The 17,285-nt window shown below is 55.3% G+C and carries 20 protein-coding genes; 7 read left to right on the top strand and 13 right to left on the bottom strand.

Annotated features, from left to right (window positions below; genetic code table 11):
• Positions 1–24: 24 nt before the first annotated feature.
• The 7 genes from ACR0L3_RS13960 to ACR0L3_RS13930 all read right to left on the bottom strand — a co-directional run bounded on the left by ACR0L3_RS13960 (position 25) and on the right by ACR0L3_RS13930 (position 6,540).
• Positions 25–1,119, bottom strand: a complete 1,095-nt coding sequence (locus ACR0L3_RS13960; protein ID WP_480746350.1) for a Zn-dependent alcohol dehydrogenase — start codon at positions 1,117–1,119, stop codon at positions 25–27.
• A gap of 82 nt (positions 1,120–1,201) precedes the next feature.
• The gene (locus ACR0L3_RS13955) at positions 1,202–2,401 is read right to left on the bottom strand and encodes a TCR/Tet family MFS transporter (protein WP_480746349.1); all 1,200 of its coding nucleotides are present in this window, start codon (positions 2,399–2,401) and stop codon (positions 1,202–1,204) included.
• Between the two features lie 71 nt (positions 2,402–2,472).
• Positions 2,473–3,195, bottom strand: a complete 723-nt coding sequence (locus ACR0L3_RS13950; protein WP_480746348.1) for an alpha/beta fold hydrolase — start codon at positions 3,193–3,195, stop codon at positions 2,473–2,475.
• A 12-nt stretch (positions 3,196–3,207) separates the two neighbouring features.
• Positions 3,208–3,996: a 3-oxoadipate enol-lactonase gene (gene pcaD, locus ACR0L3_RS13945; RefSeq protein WP_480746347.1), complete on the bottom strand. Its 789-nt coding sequence runs from the start codon at positions 3,994–3,996 to the stop codon at positions 3,208–3,210.
• Between the two features lie 59 nt (positions 3,997–4,055).
• Positions 4,056–5,030 carry a threonine ammonia-lyase gene (locus ACR0L3_RS13940; RefSeq protein ID WP_480746346.1) on the bottom strand — a complete coding sequence of 325 codons (975 nt, stop codon included), beginning with the start codon at positions 5,028–5,030 and terminating at the stop codon, positions 4,056–4,058.
• Positions 5,027–5,854 (bottom strand): alpha/beta fold hydrolase, encoded by an 828-nt coding sequence (locus ACR0L3_RS13935; RefSeq protein WP_480746345.1) that lies wholly within the window; start codon positions 5,852–5,854, stop codon positions 5,027–5,029. Before ACR0L3_RS13935 ends, ACR0L3_RS13940 begins: the two co-directional genes overlap by 4 nt.
• Positions 5,854–6,540 carry a haloacid dehalogenase type II gene (locus ACR0L3_RS13930; RefSeq protein WP_480746344.1) on the bottom strand — a complete coding sequence of 229 codons (687 nt, stop codon included), beginning with the start codon at positions 6,538–6,540 and terminating at the stop codon, positions 5,854–5,856. The genes ACR0L3_RS13935 and ACR0L3_RS13930 overlap by 1 nt, the downstream gene beginning before the upstream one ends.
• 126 nt (positions 6,541–6,666) lie before the next feature.
• Here ACR0L3_RS13930 and ACR0L3_RS13925 point away from each other — a divergent pair, with 126 nt between their 5' ends.
• Positions 6,667–7,095, top strand: a complete 429-nt coding sequence (locus ACR0L3_RS13925; protein WP_480746343.1) for an FKBP-type peptidyl-prolyl cis-trans isomerase — start codon at positions 6,667–6,669, stop codon at positions 7,093–7,095.
• A gap of 22 nt (positions 7,096–7,117) precedes the next feature.
• Here the strand turns inward: ACR0L3_RS13925 and ACR0L3_RS13920 are convergent, their stop codons facing one another.
• Genes ACR0L3_RS13920 through fabA form a run of 4 tightly spaced genes read right to left on the bottom strand, consistent with a single transcriptional unit; the run spans position 7,118 to position 9,946 of the window.
• Complete coding sequence (locus ACR0L3_RS13920; protein WP_480746342.1) at positions 7,118–7,303, bottom strand: hypothetical protein; 186 nt, start codon at positions 7,301–7,303, stop codon at positions 7,118–7,120.
• Between the two features lie 59 nt (positions 7,304–7,362).
• Positions 7,363–8,154, bottom strand: a complete 792-nt coding sequence (locus ACR0L3_RS13915; RefSeq protein WP_480746341.1) for an enoyl-ACP reductase FabI — start codon at positions 8,152–8,154, stop codon at positions 7,363–7,365.
• Positions 8,155–8,159: 5 nt separating this feature from the next.
• Complete coding sequence (fabB, locus tag ACR0L3_RS13910; RefSeq protein WP_480746340.1) at positions 8,160–9,389, bottom strand: beta-ketoacyl-ACP synthase I; 1,230 nt, start codon at positions 9,387–9,389, stop codon at positions 8,160–8,162.
• A gap of 47 nt (positions 9,390–9,436) precedes the next feature.
• Entirely contained in the window at positions 9,437–9,946 is a 510-nt protein-coding gene (fabA, locus tag ACR0L3_RS13905; protein WP_480746339.1) for a bifunctional 3-hydroxydecanoyl-ACP dehydratase/trans-2-decenoyl-ACP isomerase, read from the bottom strand.
• Between the two features lie 188 nt (positions 9,947–10,134).
• Here fabA and irrA point away from each other — a divergent pair, with 188 nt between their 5' ends.
• On the top strand, positions 10,135–10,551 hold the full coding sequence (irrA, locus tag ACR0L3_RS13900; RefSeq protein WP_480746338.1) for an iron response transcriptional regulator IrrA: 417 nt from the start codon (positions 10,135–10,137) through the stop codon (positions 10,549–10,551).
• 2 nt (positions 10,552–10,553) lie between these two features.
• On the opposite strand, the gene ACR0L3_RS13895 is transcribed toward irrA, so the two are convergent.
• Positions 10,554–11,495 (bottom strand): LysR family transcriptional regulator, encoded by a 942-nt coding sequence (locus tag ACR0L3_RS13895; RefSeq protein ID WP_480746337.1) that lies wholly within the window; start codon positions 11,493–11,495, stop codon positions 10,554–10,556.
• 36 nt (positions 11,496–11,531) lie between these two features.
• Here ACR0L3_RS13895 and ACR0L3_RS13890 point away from each other — a divergent pair, with 36 nt between their 5' ends.
• A complete protein-coding gene (locus ACR0L3_RS13890; protein WP_480746336.1) occupies positions 11,532–12,329 on the top strand; it encodes a phytanoyl-CoA dioxygenase family protein in 798 nt (265 codons plus the stop codon).
• Positions 12,330–12,336: 7 nt separating this feature from the next.
• On the opposite strand, the gene ACR0L3_RS13885 is transcribed toward ACR0L3_RS13890, so the two are convergent.
• A complete protein-coding gene (locus tag ACR0L3_RS13885) occupies positions 12,337–13,200 on the bottom strand; it encodes a hypothetical protein (RefSeq protein ID WP_480746335.1) in 864 nt (287 codons plus the stop codon).
• Positions 13,201–13,320: 120 nt separating this feature from the next.
• Between ACR0L3_RS13885 and miaB the strand changes: the two genes are divergently transcribed.
• From miaB to ybeY, 4 genes are all read left to right on the top strand, one after another.
• Positions 13,321–14,640 (top strand): tRNA (N6-isopentenyl adenosine(37)-C2)-methylthiotransferase MiaB, encoded by a 1,320-nt coding sequence (gene miaB, locus ACR0L3_RS13880; RefSeq protein ID WP_480746334.1) that lies wholly within the window; start codon positions 13,321–13,323, stop codon positions 14,638–14,640.
• A 246-nt stretch (positions 14,641–14,886) separates the two neighbouring features.
• Positions 14,887–15,591, top strand: coding sequence for an outer membrane protein (locus ACR0L3_RS13875; protein ID WP_480746333.1), 705 nt, complete (start codon positions 14,887–14,889; stop codon positions 15,589–15,591).
• A gap of 134 nt (positions 15,592–15,725) precedes the next feature.
• The gene (locus ACR0L3_RS13870; protein WP_480746331.1) at positions 15,726–16,748 is read left to right on the top strand and encodes a PhoH family protein; all 1,023 of its coding nucleotides are present in this window, start codon (positions 15,726–15,728) and stop codon (positions 16,746–16,748) included.
• Positions 16,749–16,782: 34 nt separating this feature from the next.
• The gene (ybeY, locus tag ACR0L3_RS13865) at positions 16,783–17,280 is read left to right on the top strand and encodes an rRNA maturation RNase YbeY (RefSeq protein ID WP_480746330.1); all 498 of its coding nucleotides are present in this window, start codon (positions 16,783–16,785) and stop codon (positions 17,278–17,280) included.
• The last annotated feature ends 5 nt before the right edge of the window (positions 17,281–17,285 follow it).

The following is a 17,285-nucleotide window of genomic DNA, read 5'->3' as shown; positions in this document are numbered from 1 at the left end:
GTGTCCTTCCCCTTTTGGATGGCATCAGCCGTTATTGAACAGGATCACATTGCGTTTGGCCGATCCGGTTTTGGTGTCGGCAATCGCCTCATTGATCTGTGACAGCGACCAGCGACCCGAGATTAACTCATCCAGTTTCAATCGACCCTGTTCATAGAGGTCGATCATCCAAGGAATATCGCGCTGGATGACGACATCGCCCATTTTCGAGCCAACCACACCTTGGCCCAATGCCGCCAGAACAACCGGCTCATAACTGGCCATGTCGCCCGAATGCGGCATGCCGATCATGATCGCCTTGCCCCCTTGACCCAAATAACGCGGTGCCTGATCGTAGGCCGGGATCGCGCCGACGGTTATCAACACAGCATCGGCACCGCGCCCGCCAAGGGCTTTGAAGGCGGCTTTCCAAGGCTCTTTGAGGCTGGCCAAAACGCCATGTGTTGCACCGAACTCTTTGGCGATTTCCAGCTTTTCTTCGGTCATATCCACAGCAACGATCCGTCGGGCACCCGCAAGACGCGCGCCCTGAATGGCGTTCAGTCCAACTCCGCCAGCGCCGATCACCACAACATCCTGACCGGGCCGCAGTTTTGCAGCGTTAACAGCCGCGCCAACCCCAGTGATCACGCCGCAGGACAGTAGGCTGGCGACATCTTTTGGCATGGTTTCAGGAATTTTGACGATTTGCCGGTGGCTGACCACGACTTTTTCAGCAAAGGCGCCACAGGCCATGGCCTGTTCCAAGGGACCACCATCTGCGGTGCGCAGCGGACCGTTGATCGTGTCATACGGCGTTTCGCAGATCGTTGGTTTTCCTCCTGCACAGGAGGGGCAAGAGCCGCAGGCACGGATCAAGGTTACAACAACAGCGTCGCCAACCTTGAAGTCTCCGACAGCACCGCCGGAGGCAGTAATGACCCCCGCGGCCTCGTGCCCATATACGGCAGGCAAATGCCCGCCCCATGCACCACTGGCGTAAGTAATGTCTGAATGACAGATGGCCACTGCATCGAGTGTAACTTCGACCTCGCCCGCGCTAGGCGGCGCAATTTGGATGTCCTCGATGACCAGAGGTTCATTGAACGCCCGGCAGACGGCGGCTTTGATGGTTTGCATTTTTTGCCCTCATTCCCTTTCGCTTACGGTGGCGTGGGAAAATACATGTCGCAAGACAGAAACCGTCATCCAGAGGTCGCAGTTACGCCACGGCAGGGCGCGACCGCAAAAACATTGCAAATCCGACAAGCATCAATACCAAAGCCAAAAGGAACGGTGCCCCGGGCAGATAGAATGTCGCGTTGGGTTTTATGAAATAAGCAAAGACGCTGGTCATAACCAACGGAGAAATCACCATTGATAGCGCATGCAGTGAAGTGAGCACGCCCTGCAACTCTCCTTGTTGCGAGTTTGGCGTGGCGCGCGACGTAAGAGCTTGCAGTGCTGGGGTCACAACTGCGCCCAGTGCAGTGATAGGGATCAACATCAGTGCGATGAAACCATTGGTTAAAAAGGCCAACAGTAGAAAGCTGACGACCTCGAATCCCATGCCGTAGATGATTGTGGCCCTCTCACCCAGATAGCGGGTCGCAGGGCGGATCAGTCCGCCTTGCACAGCGGCCATACCAATGCCGTAAACGCCCAGTGACAGACCGATCATTTGTGGTGACCAGCCAAAACGCTCGGTTGTAAAATACGCCCAAATGGCTGGGTAAACGTAGATCGAAACAGAATAGAGGAAATAAACCCAAAGCAACGGGCGAATGCCGGGTAAGGCGGCAATGGCGCGAAGTGAGTTCACTGGATTTGCCCTACGCAAGCTAAAGGGGCGACGCGTTTCCTCAGTCACTGTTTCTGGCATGACCAATAGGCCTGCCAGAAAGGTCAGAGCCGACAGTGCCGCAGCAGCCCAAAACGGAGCACGGGTGCCGTATTCAGCCAGCAACCCACCAACGACCGGCCCCAACACGAATCCGACCCCGAATGCAGCGCCTAGCAGGCCAAAATTCGCGGCCTTTTCATGCGGTTTGGACACATCGGCCATAAAGGCCGCGGCGGTGGCGTGAGTTGCCGCCGTAATCCCCCCTATGATGCGCCCAATCAATAACAACCAGATGCTGCCTGCCACTGCCATCACCACATAATCCAACGACATGACAAACAAGGATACCAGCAGAACTGCGCGTCGCCCATAAGCATCTGATAGATTGCCAAGAATCGGGCTAAAGACAAACTGCATCGCTGCAAAAGCCGTGCTTAGTATACCGCCCCAGATGGCAGCATCGGCCAGGGTGCCGCCCTGAACCTCGACAATCAGGTCCGGCATAATAGGCAGCACGAGGCCGATACCCATGGCGTCGATCATCACTGTGCCAAGAACGAAGAGAAAAGGGAGACGCATAGCAACCGTTCGCGAGTTTCACCCGGACCCTATCACGCTTGGTTTAAGTGTGAAGCGTGGGCTACGTTTCGTTATGCGGCTGGCAGCTTTTGTTCCAAATCGTCCAGGATTTCGGCCAGATGGCGGGGATGTGAGAAAAACGGTGAGTGCGAGCTATTGATCGTCGCCCGTAGATCCTCGGGTGCGATATGGCTCATTTGTTCTTCGTATTCCGTAGGTATTGTATGGTCGTCGGTAGCACGGATATAGGCCTTGGGGACCCGCGCAAAGTTGTCGGACACAGGTAAAGGCGTTTCTTGGGGAGCTATGGCTTGCGGGCACAGACGCGCAAAAGCGTAAGGTACGGTTTCCGGCGGGCAGTCGTGATAAAACAGATCCTGAACCAAGTCGGGTTTAACGGTGTAGGATAGGCCATCTGCCGATTTTTCAACCGCATCAACGATAAGCTGACGGGGGGCTCGCTTGCGCATCTCGACCATGGAAAGGCCGTCTTTTGGGACGTATGCGCAAAGATAAATAAGCGCGCGCATGGCTTTCGAGTTTTTCTCGGCAGCGGCACTAATGGGGTAACCGCCCCAGGAATGGCCCACGATGATTGTTTGCGGGGTCGCGGCTGACAGAACCGCGTCCCGGCAACTGTCAAGCGTGACATCTGCAATTGGCGTCGGGTCAGATCCGTGGCTTGGCATGTCGATCGCGCGTACGGTATGACCCAGTGCTTCGAGAGCGGGGATCAAATCGCGCCAGCACCATGCACCGTGACAGGAACCGTGAACCAACAGAAAATCTGCCAAAGCCGTGCTCCTTCAAATATGTCCGATATCCGTCAGGAAATTGCGCAGTAGGGCTGCGTATTCCGACGGTTGTTCAACGCAGGGCAGGTGACCGGCCCGGCGCATCAGTTCGAATTTCGAGCCGGGGATCAACTCGACCGTTTCGCGCACTAAATCAGGCGGGGTAGAGCCGTCCTCGCTTCCAGCAATTCCCAGCGTTGGCAGGCGCAGGCCGCTGGTCGGCGTGAAGAAATCCGTACCAGAAATAGCCGCGCAACAGCCTAGGTAGCCCTCGACCGGTTGCCGCACCATCATGTTGCGCCATAGCAAATGGTCTGGCGACGCCTGAAATGTTCTGGAAAACCATCGTTCCATTGTCGCGTCGGCCAGTGCTTCGATACCGCCCTGTCGCACCGCGTCCATACGCTCTTGCCAGACCGAGGGGACGCCGATTTTGGCGGCTGTGTTTGACAGCACCATCGCGCGAACCTGATCCATGCGTTTGACAGCCAAACCCTGTGCGATCAGTCCGCCCACGGAAAGACCAACAAACACGCAATCCCGCACTTCAAGGTGATCCAAAAGTGCCTCGGCATCTCGCACCAATGCCCCCATAGAGTAAGGACCAGGTGGTTGCGATGACAGGCCGTGCCCGCGCTTGTCGTAGCGGATGATCCGAAGACCTGCAGGCAGATGGGGCAGCATCGCGTCCCAAAGCCGCAGATCCGTACCGAGTGAGTTCGCAAAAACGATGGGCGCGCCGTTTGGGTCGCCATCAATGCGATAGTGCAGTTGCACCTCACCAAAGTCTGCTATTTGCATGACTCAATCCCCTTTAGTCATACGTTAAGGTATCAGAGTGACCTAACTATTGATTTATGTCAGGTCAGGAATTCCAGCGCTTTTCCAAAGACTTCTGGGTCTGTATTGCCGCCAGAAGCCACAACAATCACCGCATCGCCTTCGATTTCCTCTTGCCGGTATAGGGCTGATGCTAACGACACTGCCCCTCCCGGTTCCAGCACGATCTTCAGACGCAAGAACGCCAGCGCCATTGCACGTAGCGCTTCTTCTTCAGTGACCGACATCCCAGGGCCGCATAGCCGCTTTAAAATCGGAAAGGTGATGTGCCCAGGCTGAGGCGTGAGGATCGCATCACAGATATTGCCCGCAGCTGCGTTGTTGTTTTCGATTTGGCCCGCGGCCAGTGAGCGCTTGACGTCGTCGAAACCCTCTGGCTCGCATGGACGTGCGCGCAGACCGGGCGCATACTTTTCCAGCGCCAGCGCAATTCCTGAGGTCAGCCCACCACCGCCACAGCACACCAGAACATCAGCGTTCTCGATCCCCAGGGCGGCTGCCTGCCGGGCGATTTCCAACCCAGTGGTGCCCTGACCCGCAATCACTTGCGGCTCATCGTACGGGCGGATCAGTGTCAGGCCACGCTCAGCCGCCAGGGCTTCGCCGATCTCTTCGCGGTCTTCGTTGGCGCGGTCGTATAGAACTACTTCGCCCCCCAGCGCACGGGTATTGTTGATCTTCAACTGTGGCGCGTCCGAGGGCATGACTATCACCGAAGAAACCCCGTGAAGTGCGGCAGCATATGCCACGCCTTGCGCATGGTTGCCCGAGGAAAAGGCAATCACGCCACGCTGACGGTCCGCTTCGTTGAGCGCTGAAATCGCCGACCATGCGCCGCGGAACTTAAAACTACCGGTATGTTGCAGGCACTCGGGTTTCACCATCACGCGTCGTCCAGCGAGTTCATCCAGAAACGGTGAATTGAGCAGTGGTGTTTCCCGAACATGACCACTCAAACGTTCGGCAGCGGCTTCGATCATTTCAAGTGTACTCATACTTTGTTTAATACCTTGTGGATTAGGTCCAGAGATTGTGTCTCGTTCAGAAAAGGCACGTGGCCGCGGTCAGGAATTTCGGCTGATATAAGATCAGCGTGACGTTTGTGCATTTCGATCAGCGTATCCTTGCTGAACACATCCGAATTTTCACCACGAATTACTCCGGTTGGGATGTTGCGCAGAGCCTCAAAGAACATCCATAGATCCGGGGCTGCACCCGCTGCCGATTGCTCTAGCAAAGCTGTACGCAAGGCAGGGTCATACCGCAGGGCCAGCCCGTTGTCGGTTTGTTCGTACTGAATTTCCGCCTGCTTTCTCCAATGTTCCAAAGAAACGCCGGGGAAGTGTGGGCGCATCGTGTGCTGCAGGGATTTGGCGGCCTCGTCATAGGTGTTCGAGACCGGCTGTTTGCCCACGTAATCCATGATCTTGGCGATACCGACAGGGTCGATGACCGGACCGACGTCATTCAGTATGACGGCTGACAGCCGTTCAGGGTGGCTGGCCGCCAATGCCATGGCGATAAGCCCACCGCGCGAGGTGCCAAGGACGACCACGCGGTCCAAACCCAAGTGATCCAGCAACTCAATCGCATCAAGAGACTCGCGAAAGATGTTGTAGTTCATGTAGTCTGAATCGTAGTCCGATGCGCCGCGCCCCCTGTAATCCAGTGCAATCATCCGCAGATCAGTGACATGTGGTGCTAGAAACGAGAAGTCCCTGCTGCAACGAGTCAACCCGGCAAGACACAGCAAGGGTGTCCCAGACCCGGTGTCGGAATAAAACAGGCGCTTATCATCAGACGTGGTGAAAAAAGCCATTAAAGCCCGGCCAGTTGAGGGATTTTCGTCAAGTCGGACAGTACATGTGCTGGCGTCCAAGGCAAGCGGTCCATTGGTTCATTTGCGCGATTTACCCAAGCAGTTACGAACCCATAACCGCTGGCACCTGCTGCATCCCAACCGTTCGAACTGACGAATAGCACCTCGTTCCGTTCGCCGCCGAAACGCTGCTGCACAAGATCGTAAACGCTGGAATGTGGTTTGAACACGCCAACAGTTTCGACTGACAGCACATCGTCCAATACATTGGCTATTTCGGCCGATTGTACTGCACCGTTCAGCATGGGAAGGGACCCGTTGGACAGAATCGCAGTGTTCAGACCACCGGCTTTTAGGGCGGTCAGCATTTGGGGAACCTCTGGGTAGGCCTGCAGTTCCCAATACAGATCCAGCAAGCGCTGACGCAGGGTTGGGTCACCGTCCAAACCGGCAGCCTCGATTGCCCAGTCCAAGCCGTCTTGCGTCACGTCCCAGAAGTCGGCGTGGGCGTTCGTGATCGCGCGCAACCAAGTGTATTGCAACTGTTTCAGTCGCCAGTGATTGGCCAACTCAGGCCATTTCTGCTGCAGCTTCTCGAATCCGGGTTCTGCTGCCGCTTGCCGCGCGGCAGAGGCAACGTCGAACAGCGTGCCGTAGGCATCGAAAACGCATGTGGTGATTGGCATAAGATTCCCTCCCTTGGTCGCGCGCAGGTTGGCACAAGTGTCTGAAAGGCAAAAGAGGCAAGGGTTTACAATACCGTGGCACGGCCTAGGGTGGCCGCTCAAACTCCTAACGGCCGGAGGCCACCCATGACCGAGATCAAGCAAGGCGACACGGTTCGCATCCATTACAAAGGTACGCTGTTGGACGGTAACGTCTTTGACAGTTCCGAGGGGCGCGATCCTCTGGAATTTGTGGTCGGATCTGGTCAGATCATTCCGGGGTTGGATACAGCTATGCCTGGTCTGTCCGTGGGAGAGAAGAAGCGCGTTGAGATAGCGTGTGTGGATGCCTATGGACCAATCAACCCCGCGATGCGCCAACAAATCCCACGAGAAGGTATTCCCGACGACGTGCCGTTGGACCCTGGTACGCAATTACAGATGCAAACACCTGATGGGCAGGCGTTGCCCGTAACCGTCGTGGATTCCGATGAGGCAACGGTCACGTTGGATGCAAACCACCCGTTGGCTGGCCAAGATCTGATCTTTGACATTGAGGTCGTCTCGATCAATTGAGTGTTTTGATCAGCGCGGCGGATCAGCCTGAAATCAGGCTGGTCCAATTGGCGAAAGTTGCGCGCACATCTGATTGCGTGAAATACACAAACAGCATCAGCAACGTGGTCAGGGCCAGCAATGCAATTCGGCCTCGTTGACCCAGAAATCCCTGTTTGCGCCGGGAAGTCCGCGTGTTGTTGGAAATGATTTGTTCTGCTTTGCTCATGCCGCTATCCGTGCCCGCGAAAGATGGTTAAATCTTGGCGCGGGCAGGGAAAGATAGGGTCACATGTGATCGGGTTGCGGCATGCCAAGTACGTGGAAGCCGCCGTCGACTTTTATGATTTCACCTGAGGTGCAGTTGGCAGCGTCTGAGGCGAGGTAAACAGCGGTGCCTCCCACCGCTTCTAGCGTCGCGTTCGAGCGCATGGGCGCATTCTGATCGCAGAACTTGTAGGTTTTGCGTGCACCGCCGATGGCGGCTCCTGCCAGGGTCTTCATTGGGCCGGGTGAAACCGCGTTTACGCGGATACCATCAGGACCAAGATCGTTGGCCAGATAACGCGTTGCCGATTCCAGCGCCGCCTTGGCCACACCCATAACGTTGTAGTTCGGAACCACTCGGTTCGAGCCCTGATAGGTCAATGTGATCAACGAGCCGCCATTTTCTTTCATCATGGGATGCGCCCGGCGGGCGACTTCAATGAAAGAATAAACCGAGATATCCATCGAGTTCTTGAAGTTTGCGCGCGAGGTGTTCAGGAACCGGCCCGTCAGCTCGGATTTGTCCGAAAAGGCGATGGCGTGGACGACAAAGTCAATTGTTGGCCAGCGAGCAGCCAGTTCGTCGAACGCTCGATCTAGTGAGGCATCGTCAGTGACGTCTGTATCGACCATAAAGTCGCTTCCAACGCTTTCGGCCAGCGGCTCTAAGCGTTTGCCGAATGCCTCACCTTGATAGGTAAAGGCCAGCTCTGCGCCAGCTTCATGCATAGCTTTGGCAATGCCCCATGCAATCGACCGGTCATTTGCCACGCCCATGATTAGGCCGCGCTTGCCCTTGAGAATCTCCGACATCGTATTCACCCGTTATACTTGGACAGTATCATGGACCCGTTGGTGCCGCCAAAGCCGAAGCTGTTGGTCATCACGCTGTCCAAGCCTGCGTTTTCAACTACTTGAGTAGCAATTTCACCGGGCAGGATGCCTTCGGCAAGTGTGTCGACATTAATCGACGGAGTAATAAAGTCATTGTCCAGCATCAGCAGGCAGAAAATTGCCTCTAATGCTCCGGCTGCACCTTGTGCGTGGCCAGTCATCGACTTGGTCGAGGAAATCGGGGGCACATTGCCTTCGCCAAAGATTCGGCGAACAGCTTCAACTTCACCAACGTCACCAACCGGCGTCGATGTGCCATGGGCGTTGATATACCCAACTTTGCGGCCTTCGGGCAGGGTGTCCAATGCTAACCGCATAGCGCGCTCGCCGCCTTCACCAGACGGGGCCACCATGTCATGACCGTCCGATGTGGCCGCATAGCCGGTTACTTCGGCATAGATTTTGGCACCACGGGCCAATGCGTGATCCAGATCTTCAAGAACGACAATTCCACCGCCGCCTGAGATCACGAACCCATCGCGGTCCTGATCGAACGCGCGCGACGCTTTTTCTGGTGAGTCGTTAAACTTAGATGACATCGCACCCATCGCGTCGAACAGACAGGACAGCGTCCAGTCCAGTTCTTCGCCGCCGCCAGCGAACATCACGTCCTGTTTTCCCAGCATGATCTGTTCTGCCGCATTGCCGATGCAATGCAACGAGGTCGAGCAGGCCGACGTGATCGAATAGTTGATGCCCTTGATCTTGAACGCCGTTGCAAGGTTCGCGGAAATCGTCGAGCACATGCATTTCGGCACGGCAAACGGCCCGATCCGCTTGGTCGCACCGGTTTTCAACACAGTTTGATGCGCGTTCAGCATTGCGCTGGTGGACGGGCCACCGGAGCCGGCCACAAGGCCCGTGCGCGGGTTCTGTACCTGATCTTCCGTCAGACCAGAATCGGCAATTGCCTGGTTCATAGCGATGTAAGAATAGGCGGCACCCGGCCCCATGAAACGCAGGGTGCGCTTGTCCACATGCTCGGCCACGTCAATTTTCAGCGATCCAGCGATCCGGCTGCGAAAACCGTGTTCGATCATCTGATCGTTAGCCTCGATGCCGGATTTGCCTTCTTTGAGCGAGGCAAGAACCTCTTCGGCATTGTTCCCGATTGAGGAGACGATCCCCAAGCCGGTGACGACGACGCGACGCATATGCGTACTCCTGTGTTCCGTTCCCAGTTGCTTACCGTCAGCTAGGGTCAGCTTTCGGACAATGCAACCTTCATATCTTTGACCTGATAGATCACTTCACCATCAGCTTCGACTCGGCCATCGGCCACACCCATCGTTAGACGGCGGGTCTGAACGGCCTTGGTGAAATCAACGTAATATTTCAGCATCTTGCGGTCAGGGCGGACCATGCCTGTCAGTTTGACCTCACCCACACCCAAGGCATAGCCACGTCCTTGCCAACCGCGCCAGCCCAGATTAAAGCCAGTCAGCTGCCAAAGGCCGTCCAGTCCCAGACACCCGGGCATGATCGGGTTTCCGGGGAAATGGCAGTCAAAAAACCAAAGTTCTGGGGTGATGTCGAATTCAGCAACCACATGACCCTTGCCATGCTCACCACCATCACCAGAAACTTCGGTGATGCGGTCCATCATCAGCATCGGTGGGGCAGGCAGCTGCGCGTTTCCGGGGCCGAATAACTCGCCGCGGGCGCATTTCAGCAGATCGTCCTTGTCAAAGCTGCTCGGGAATTGGGCCATTCTGCCGCCTCTCCTGCCAGGGGTTCGTTTGTATAATCTGGCCTCACCTAGCACCCGTATGCAAGGTCCTGCAAGAGCGGTCGCCCACATCATGTTGGGTTCAGTACATTCTTTGCGAATGAATTTCATTTGAAATTACCCAAGCAAGACACTTATATATACATCAGCAACGGATGGGTTTCGGATTCATGACGCCTCAGAGCCAGAACATCGCCACGACTTGGTTGGTCGGCGCAGGATTGCGTCCGACGCGTCAGCGGGTCGCCTTGGCCGAACTGTTGGTCGGCGATGGTCGCCATCGCCACGTGACCGCAGAAAGCTTGTTTGAATCGGCAAAGATGAACGGTGATGCCGTATCTCTTGCAACGGTTTACAACACTTTGCGTGCGTTCTGCGAAGCCGGTGTTTTGCAGGAAATTACCGTGGACGGGTCGAAAAGCTATTTCGATACCAACACGCATGATCACCCACATTTCTTCTGGGAGGATGAGGGCCGCCTCAGCGATGCGCCCTCGGACCAGTTAGTGATTCAACGTCTGCCTGACGCGCCTGAAGGTGTTGAGATTGCGTCTGTAGACGTCGTGATCCGACTGCGAAAAAAGTAATCTCATATTCTTAGTCCGATTAGCGCGTTTTCCGCGTCTGAGATCTGCGTGTCCGTGGGGCCGGTGCCGTGTCGTGCCAATACGACTGGTTCAGTTGCGAACAGTTCAGAGACAGGTATGGATTTGAGTGATTTTCCATCATAGCTGATATTTGCAGGAGGATCGGCATAGCTGACTGCGATGCCTTCTTTATTCGCGGCGAGGCTACGTTGAATCTCTAGCGAGGCAGCCCGGTGCGCAATCGTCGGGTTTTCTCCAATCTGTCGAAACAGGCTCAATACATGCTGCGCCGATAGACCTTCTTCCGAAAGGATAAGCGGATAGGCGGCCAAATCGGTCAGAGAAACCTTAGTCTGCGAGGCCAGAGGGTGATCAGGAGACAGCAAAGCGTTCGGCGTGCTGTCGAATAGAGTTTGCCGCGTGAAGCTTGCATCCATGCTTAGACCGTATGTCAAAGCCAAATCTATCTGTCCATCGATCAGGCCAGTGATCAGCCCCTCGAAGCTGTCCACTTTGTAAGACAGTGACACGTTCGGCAGTTCGGCGCGTAGAAGGCGCATAGCGCGTGCCAACAGGAATGGGGCCAGATCGACAAAGCACCCGAGTCTCAGACGTGCCTTCGCATTGTCTGTTTCTGCTGCATTTTCCAATCGGGCAGCGCTGGCCAGAAGTGTTTCGGCCTCTTCAATAAAACGGCGCCCTTGCGGTGTCAGCGCCATTGCCGCGCCGCGTCTACGCGCAAACAGGGGATAGCCCAATTGTTCTTCGACCCGTGTCAGCGCATTTGACAGCGCAGGTTGCGAGACATTCAGGTGCTGTGCAGCGGCAGACAAGCTGCCATGCCGTCCGATAGCGCAGACATATTCGTATTGGCGCAGCGAGATATATAACATGAAGTTAAGTGTATCTTCTAAAGTTATGACTTGAACAGGGGGCATGGTCATGTGCAGATCAATCAATCCCACAGCGCGGAGGCAGACATGACGCACCCACTGGTCACGCAAGAGATGATCGATACCTATCAGCAGGACGGCGTTGTCCTGATCAAGGGGCTGTTTGCCGACTACGTTGAGACCCTGCGCGCAGGCGTTGCCGCGAATATGGCCGAGCCGGGCCCTTATGCGTCTGAAAACAAGAAGCAGGGGGAAACCGGCCTGTTCTTTGACGACTACTGCAACTGGTCGAGGATTGATCAATTCCGCGATGTAATTGAAAACTCCCCAGCGGCAAAGGTCGCGGCGGACCTGATGAAGTCCAATTACGTCCAGATGTTCCACGACCATGTTCTGGTGAAAGAGCCTGGAACGTCGATGGCAACCCCATGGCATCAGGACGGGCCATATTACTTTGTCGAAGGGCGGCAGACCATCAGCTTTTGGTCGCCTTTAGACCCCGTTAGGCAAGCAACGCTGCGCTGCGTGGCCGGATCGCACAGGTGGGAAAAAGAGGTGCTGCCAACCCGATGGGTCAGCGAGGAAGGGTTTTTCCCAGACGAAGGCCAATATATCCCCGTCCCAGACCCGGATGCCGAAGGCATGAAGGTTGTGGAATACGAGATGGAGCCGGGCGACGCGGTGGCGTTCAACTATCGCACGTTGCACGGCGCGCGCGGGAATCACTCCGAAAGCCGTCGTCGGGCATTTTCCTTGCGTCTGGTGGGGGATGATGCGCGCTATGTTGAACGCCCTGGGCGTACGTCTCCGCCATTTCCCGGCCATGATATGACCCCCGGCCAACGCCTGCGCGAAGATTGGTTTCCGGTGTTGCTTGAGCGCTAGAATTTGATCAGAACCACTGACCCGATTCAATGAGCCCCAGATCAAGCAACTGCGATGATCCCCACTGGAAAGGGACTGAATTGCGCCAGCAGAATGTTGGAATATCAAAGGTGGAGCCAGCGTTGCTTTTCAGGGCCTTGGCTGCACGGAATGAGCACACGGCGGCGGTCATGTTGTTGTGCCACGGGCAGGAATAGGTGTTGTATTCCGGATCGTTGAACGTGTGATCTGAGCGCAGTTCCAACCCCTTTCGGGATTTGAAAATCGCAATCCGATCGATGCGTCGGCGCTCATAAGGGATGTGATCCTCAAAACGCCAGCGTAGACCGCCGGACATGTCCAATTGCCGTTCGACGGGGTGACCTTTGGCATCGTGACGGGTGTGGGCGTAGTAACCTGTACTGTCCAGCATTGCGCGATCTGGGGCGACTCCGTTCGGAAACGCGTTCAGGTCATCGGCATATAGATCGATGACATAGCTCAGCATTGCATCGCGGCGTTCTTCGGCGTGAAAGGCCAGAAACTCACCTACTGTGCGGGTCTCGCAAAACGGAAAGAACAAATACTCCGCGTTGTAGCAGTAATACATCCAGAGATCAGGAGCGGTCTGGATAATCTTATTTATAGCGTCGAATACCATCTTGCCGGGCACGCATGTCATCGTAACGCGGTGAATGCGCTCGGACAATTCAGCATCCAAAGCAAAGCCCTCTGGCATGAAGGCGATCACTGACTTGAACCCGAGTTGCAGATGATGTCGGATGGTTCCGTCGACCTCGACTGTATCCTCGGCGAAGATCAGCGCGACGGGCCCTTTGGCCAGTGCAGATTTGCCTGAAGTCAGAAAAACGTCGAGTGAGTCGTATTGCATTGCCTGTCCGGTTCCACTTGGCTGGAATCTGCGGTCAAAATCGGGTATCCGCCTCGGCATTGCAAGCGGCGTTCGTTGGGTATAGACGACGCCGATCCCGCGAAAGCAAAGGCCATACCCATGTCAGAACCCAAAAAGCTCTACATTAAGACCTATGGTTGCCAGATGAACGTCTATGACAGCGAGCGCATGTCCGAGACGCTGGGTGGGCAGGGCTATGTCGAAACCAAAAGCCCCGATGACGCGGATATGATTCTGTTGAACACCTGCCATATCCGGGAAAAGGCAGCCGAAAAGGTGTATTCCGAACTTGGTCGGTTCAAAGGTCTGAAAGCGGAAAAACCCGATCTGAAAATTGGTGTTGCGGGATGTGTTGCGCAGGCCGAAGGCGAAGAAATTATGCGTCGCCAGCCTTTGGTTGATCTTGTCGTTGGGCCGCAAAGCTATCACCGCCTGCCCGAGATGGAGGCGAAAACGCGAACCGGTGCCAAGGCGTTGGACACAGATTTCCCCGAGGAAGACAAGTTCGAGAAACTGAAGAACCGCCCCAAGGCCAAGCGTGGCCCGACGGCGTTTTTGACAGTGCAAGAAGGTTGCGACAAGTTCTGTGCGTTCTGCGTGGTGCCTTATACTCGTGGTGCTGAGGTTAGCCGCCCTGCAGATCGTATCATCCGTGAGGCACATGACCTGGTCGAACGCGGCGTGCGCGAGATCACCCTGCTAGGGCAAAACGTCAATGCCTATCACGGTGCAGGTCCGAACGGAGATATGACTCTGGCTGGTCTTATTTGGGAGCTGAACAAGGTCGACGGGCTGGAGCGTATCCGGTTTACCACCTCGCACCCCAATGACATGGCTGATGATCTGATCGAGGCACACGGGACCTGCGAAAAGCTAATGCCGTATCTGCATTTGCCGGTGCAATCCGGCTCGGACCGCATTCTCAAGCGCATGAACCGAAGCCACACGGCTGAAAGCTATCTGCGTTTGATCGAACGCATCCGCGCAGCGCGTCCCGATATTGTGATGTCGGGTGATTTCATCGTCGGGTTCCCAGAAGAGACCGAAGAGGATTTCCAAGCTACATTGGATTTGGTTGAACAGGTCAAATACGGCTATGCGTATTCCTTCAAGTATTCAACGCGCCCCGGTACTCCGGCAGCAGAGCGCCCCCAAGTCGATCCGCAAGCGGCGGATGACCGCCTACAGCGCCTGCAGGCACTTATCACCCAGCATCAGCGGGAAATTCAGGACGAGATGGTCGGGCGAAAGGTCCGCGTTCTGTTCGAAAAAACCGGCCGCTTACCAGGCCAGATGGTTGGAAAATCCGAGTATTTGCATTCGGTTCACGTGTCCAACGCAGATGTCGCTGTTGGCGAGCTGCGTGACGTGATGATAACCGATTCCGGCGCAAACTCACTGGCCGGGGCGCTGGTTTGACCTTGTAGGTTTGCACCGTGCGAAAGCCATAGTTAACGTCTGTTCCAAAATTTTACCCTTGATTTACCCCAGAGAACTATGGTCCGAGAAGTGTTAAGTTTTTTTGGGCGCTGGGGTTGTGCGTTCAAAAGTGTCCAGCTGTGTGCCGAAGCGGCTGCCGCAGGTTGGGACGATGGGAGGGTACGAGTGCGATTTATAAAGCGTTACTATCGACCGAATAGCCGATATGTTCTTTCGGCGGTTCTGATGTTTTCACTTTTTTCCGGCGCAACGACCGCGGGCAACCTGGAAGAGGGTTTAACCGAACCGCCAGTCGTCAGTCCAAAACGGTTCGGCAGTGATGTTAGCGCATTCTATTTAGGTCTTAGCGGTGGCCACGCCTCGGGCACTTCAGACCGATTTGGATTGCGAACGCCGGCAGATGTGTTCAGAATTGGTGATTTGGACCTAAGTGGTGGTTACGTCGGCATACGGGGCGGTTGGCGTGGTGTGCTGCCTGCTATGGGTGGGCGTGACTACGTCTACGGGTTCGAATTGGGCTATGACACGGGTACGATTGATGATGACGTATCGACCGAAATTGGCAGTACTACGGTTTCCGGCGGTTCAGAGGTTTCGGACATTCTGTCTATACGATTTCGTAACGGCCTGACCAACAAACGTGGCTCGACTTTGTACTTTTTATCAGTGGGTTACGTACAAGGCGACGTTAAAACGACGAACGACTTAGATTTCGGAACGGGCACGCAACGCTTTGAAGAAAGTGACAATCGCGGCGGATTTTCGGCCAGTATTGGTGTTGAACACGCATTGAATGAGGATTGGTCGATCACGGGTGAGTATGAATATGTTCAGTTTGACTCGAAAACCGTTGAATTCGATAGCGGGTTTTCGACGAAATCCACGCCAAGTTACCGCGGTCTAAGGTTCGGACTGAACTATACGTTTTGACGGCTCACCTTTCAGAAAATTCTGGCCTAAATCGGCGGTTTTGCCATCCATTGATGAATTTTTGAATCTGTGGCTTGCGCCCACCAAGAAATGTTGTCTACGCTCAGCGTGTAACGCCAAGACAGGAGAACGGATTGGCCATCGGTGCCCTTAACCCACCGCAAAGTGACATGCCCCAACGCGAGGCGTTTGTTGAATTCCCTGACAACCGGTTGTTGATTGATCTGTGCGGCGAGTATGACCGCAATCTGACCGATATCGAACACAAGCTGTCCGTCCAGATCGTGCGCCGTGGCAACCAGTTGGTTGTTATGGGCGACGAGGAAGCCCAAAAACAAGCGATCGAGGTGTTGCAGGCGCTTTACACCCGATTGGAAGGAGGCCGCGACGTAGAGGCAGCCGACGTTGACCGAGAATTGCGGATGGGAGGTTCGGAACAGGGAACCGGGAGCCGCGATGGCGACCAGCTTGAGATGTTCAGAGGTGGCACGGTCGAGATCAAGACCCGAAAAAAGCTGGTTGAGCCGCGCACAGATGCACAAAAAGCCTATGTCCAATCTTTGTTCAACAACGAGTTGGCCTTTGGGATTGGTCCTGCCGGTACTGGTAAGACTTACCTGGCCGTTGCCGTAGGCGTTTCTATGTTCATTGGCGGGCATGTGGACCGGATCATCCTCAGCCGTCCGGCCGTCGAGGCCGGGGAAAAGCTGGGTTATCTGCCGGGTGACATGAAGGACAAAGTCGATCCCTACATGCAGCCGCTTTATGACGCGCTGAACGACTTTCTTCCGGGCAAGCAGTTGGCCAAGCTGATCGAAGAAAAACGAATCGAAATCGCGCCTTTGGCCTTTATGCGTGGTCGGACATTGGCTAACGCCTTCGTCGTGCTGGATGAGGCACAGAACGCCACGACGATGCAGATGAAGATGTTTTTGACCCGTTTGGGAGAGGGAAGCCGCATGGTGATTACTGGCGACCGATCTCAGGTGGACCTGCCGCGTGGCGTTCAGTCGGGCCTGGCGGATGCCGAACGTCTGTTGAAGACGATTCCGAACATCAGCTTCAACTACTTCACCTCGAAAGACGTGGTGCGCCACCCGCTTGTCGCCGCCATAATCGAAGCGTATGAGGCAGACTCAGGTCGCGAGACGGGATAAACGTCTGGGGCTGAAGGCTTTTAGGCGTGGTCAAATGAACCTTGAACTAACAATTGAAGATGAGCGCTGGCAGGAGCTAGAGCCATTGGCGACGCGTGCCATAGAGGCGGTTCTGGATCATTGTGATCTGGATGCAGATCTGTGCGAAATCAGCGTATTGGCTTGCGGTGATGCGCGGATCGCAGAGTTGAATGCTGAGTTTCGGGAAAAGCCAACACCAACCAATGTACTCAGTTGGCCAGCCGAAGACTTAGCTGCCGATCAGCCAGGAACCGCCCCAGGTCAGCCTGAGCCCGACTTTACTGGCGAAATCGCACTGGGGGATATCGCAATCTCCTACGATACCTGCGCGCGTGAGGCGGAAGAAGCTGGGAGACCAATGGATGATCATGTCACCCATTTGATCATTCACGGAACGTTACATTTGCTGGGATATGATCACATTCGTGACCCTGACGCCACTTTGATGGAGGGCGTAGAAGTCGCTATACTTGGCAAAATGGGTATAGATGACCCATATAATGCGTACTAAGGGCC

Source organism: Ruegeria sp. CK1 (genome assembly GCF_056536545.1).
This window is presented reverse-complemented; position numbering and strand designations above follow the sequence as displayed.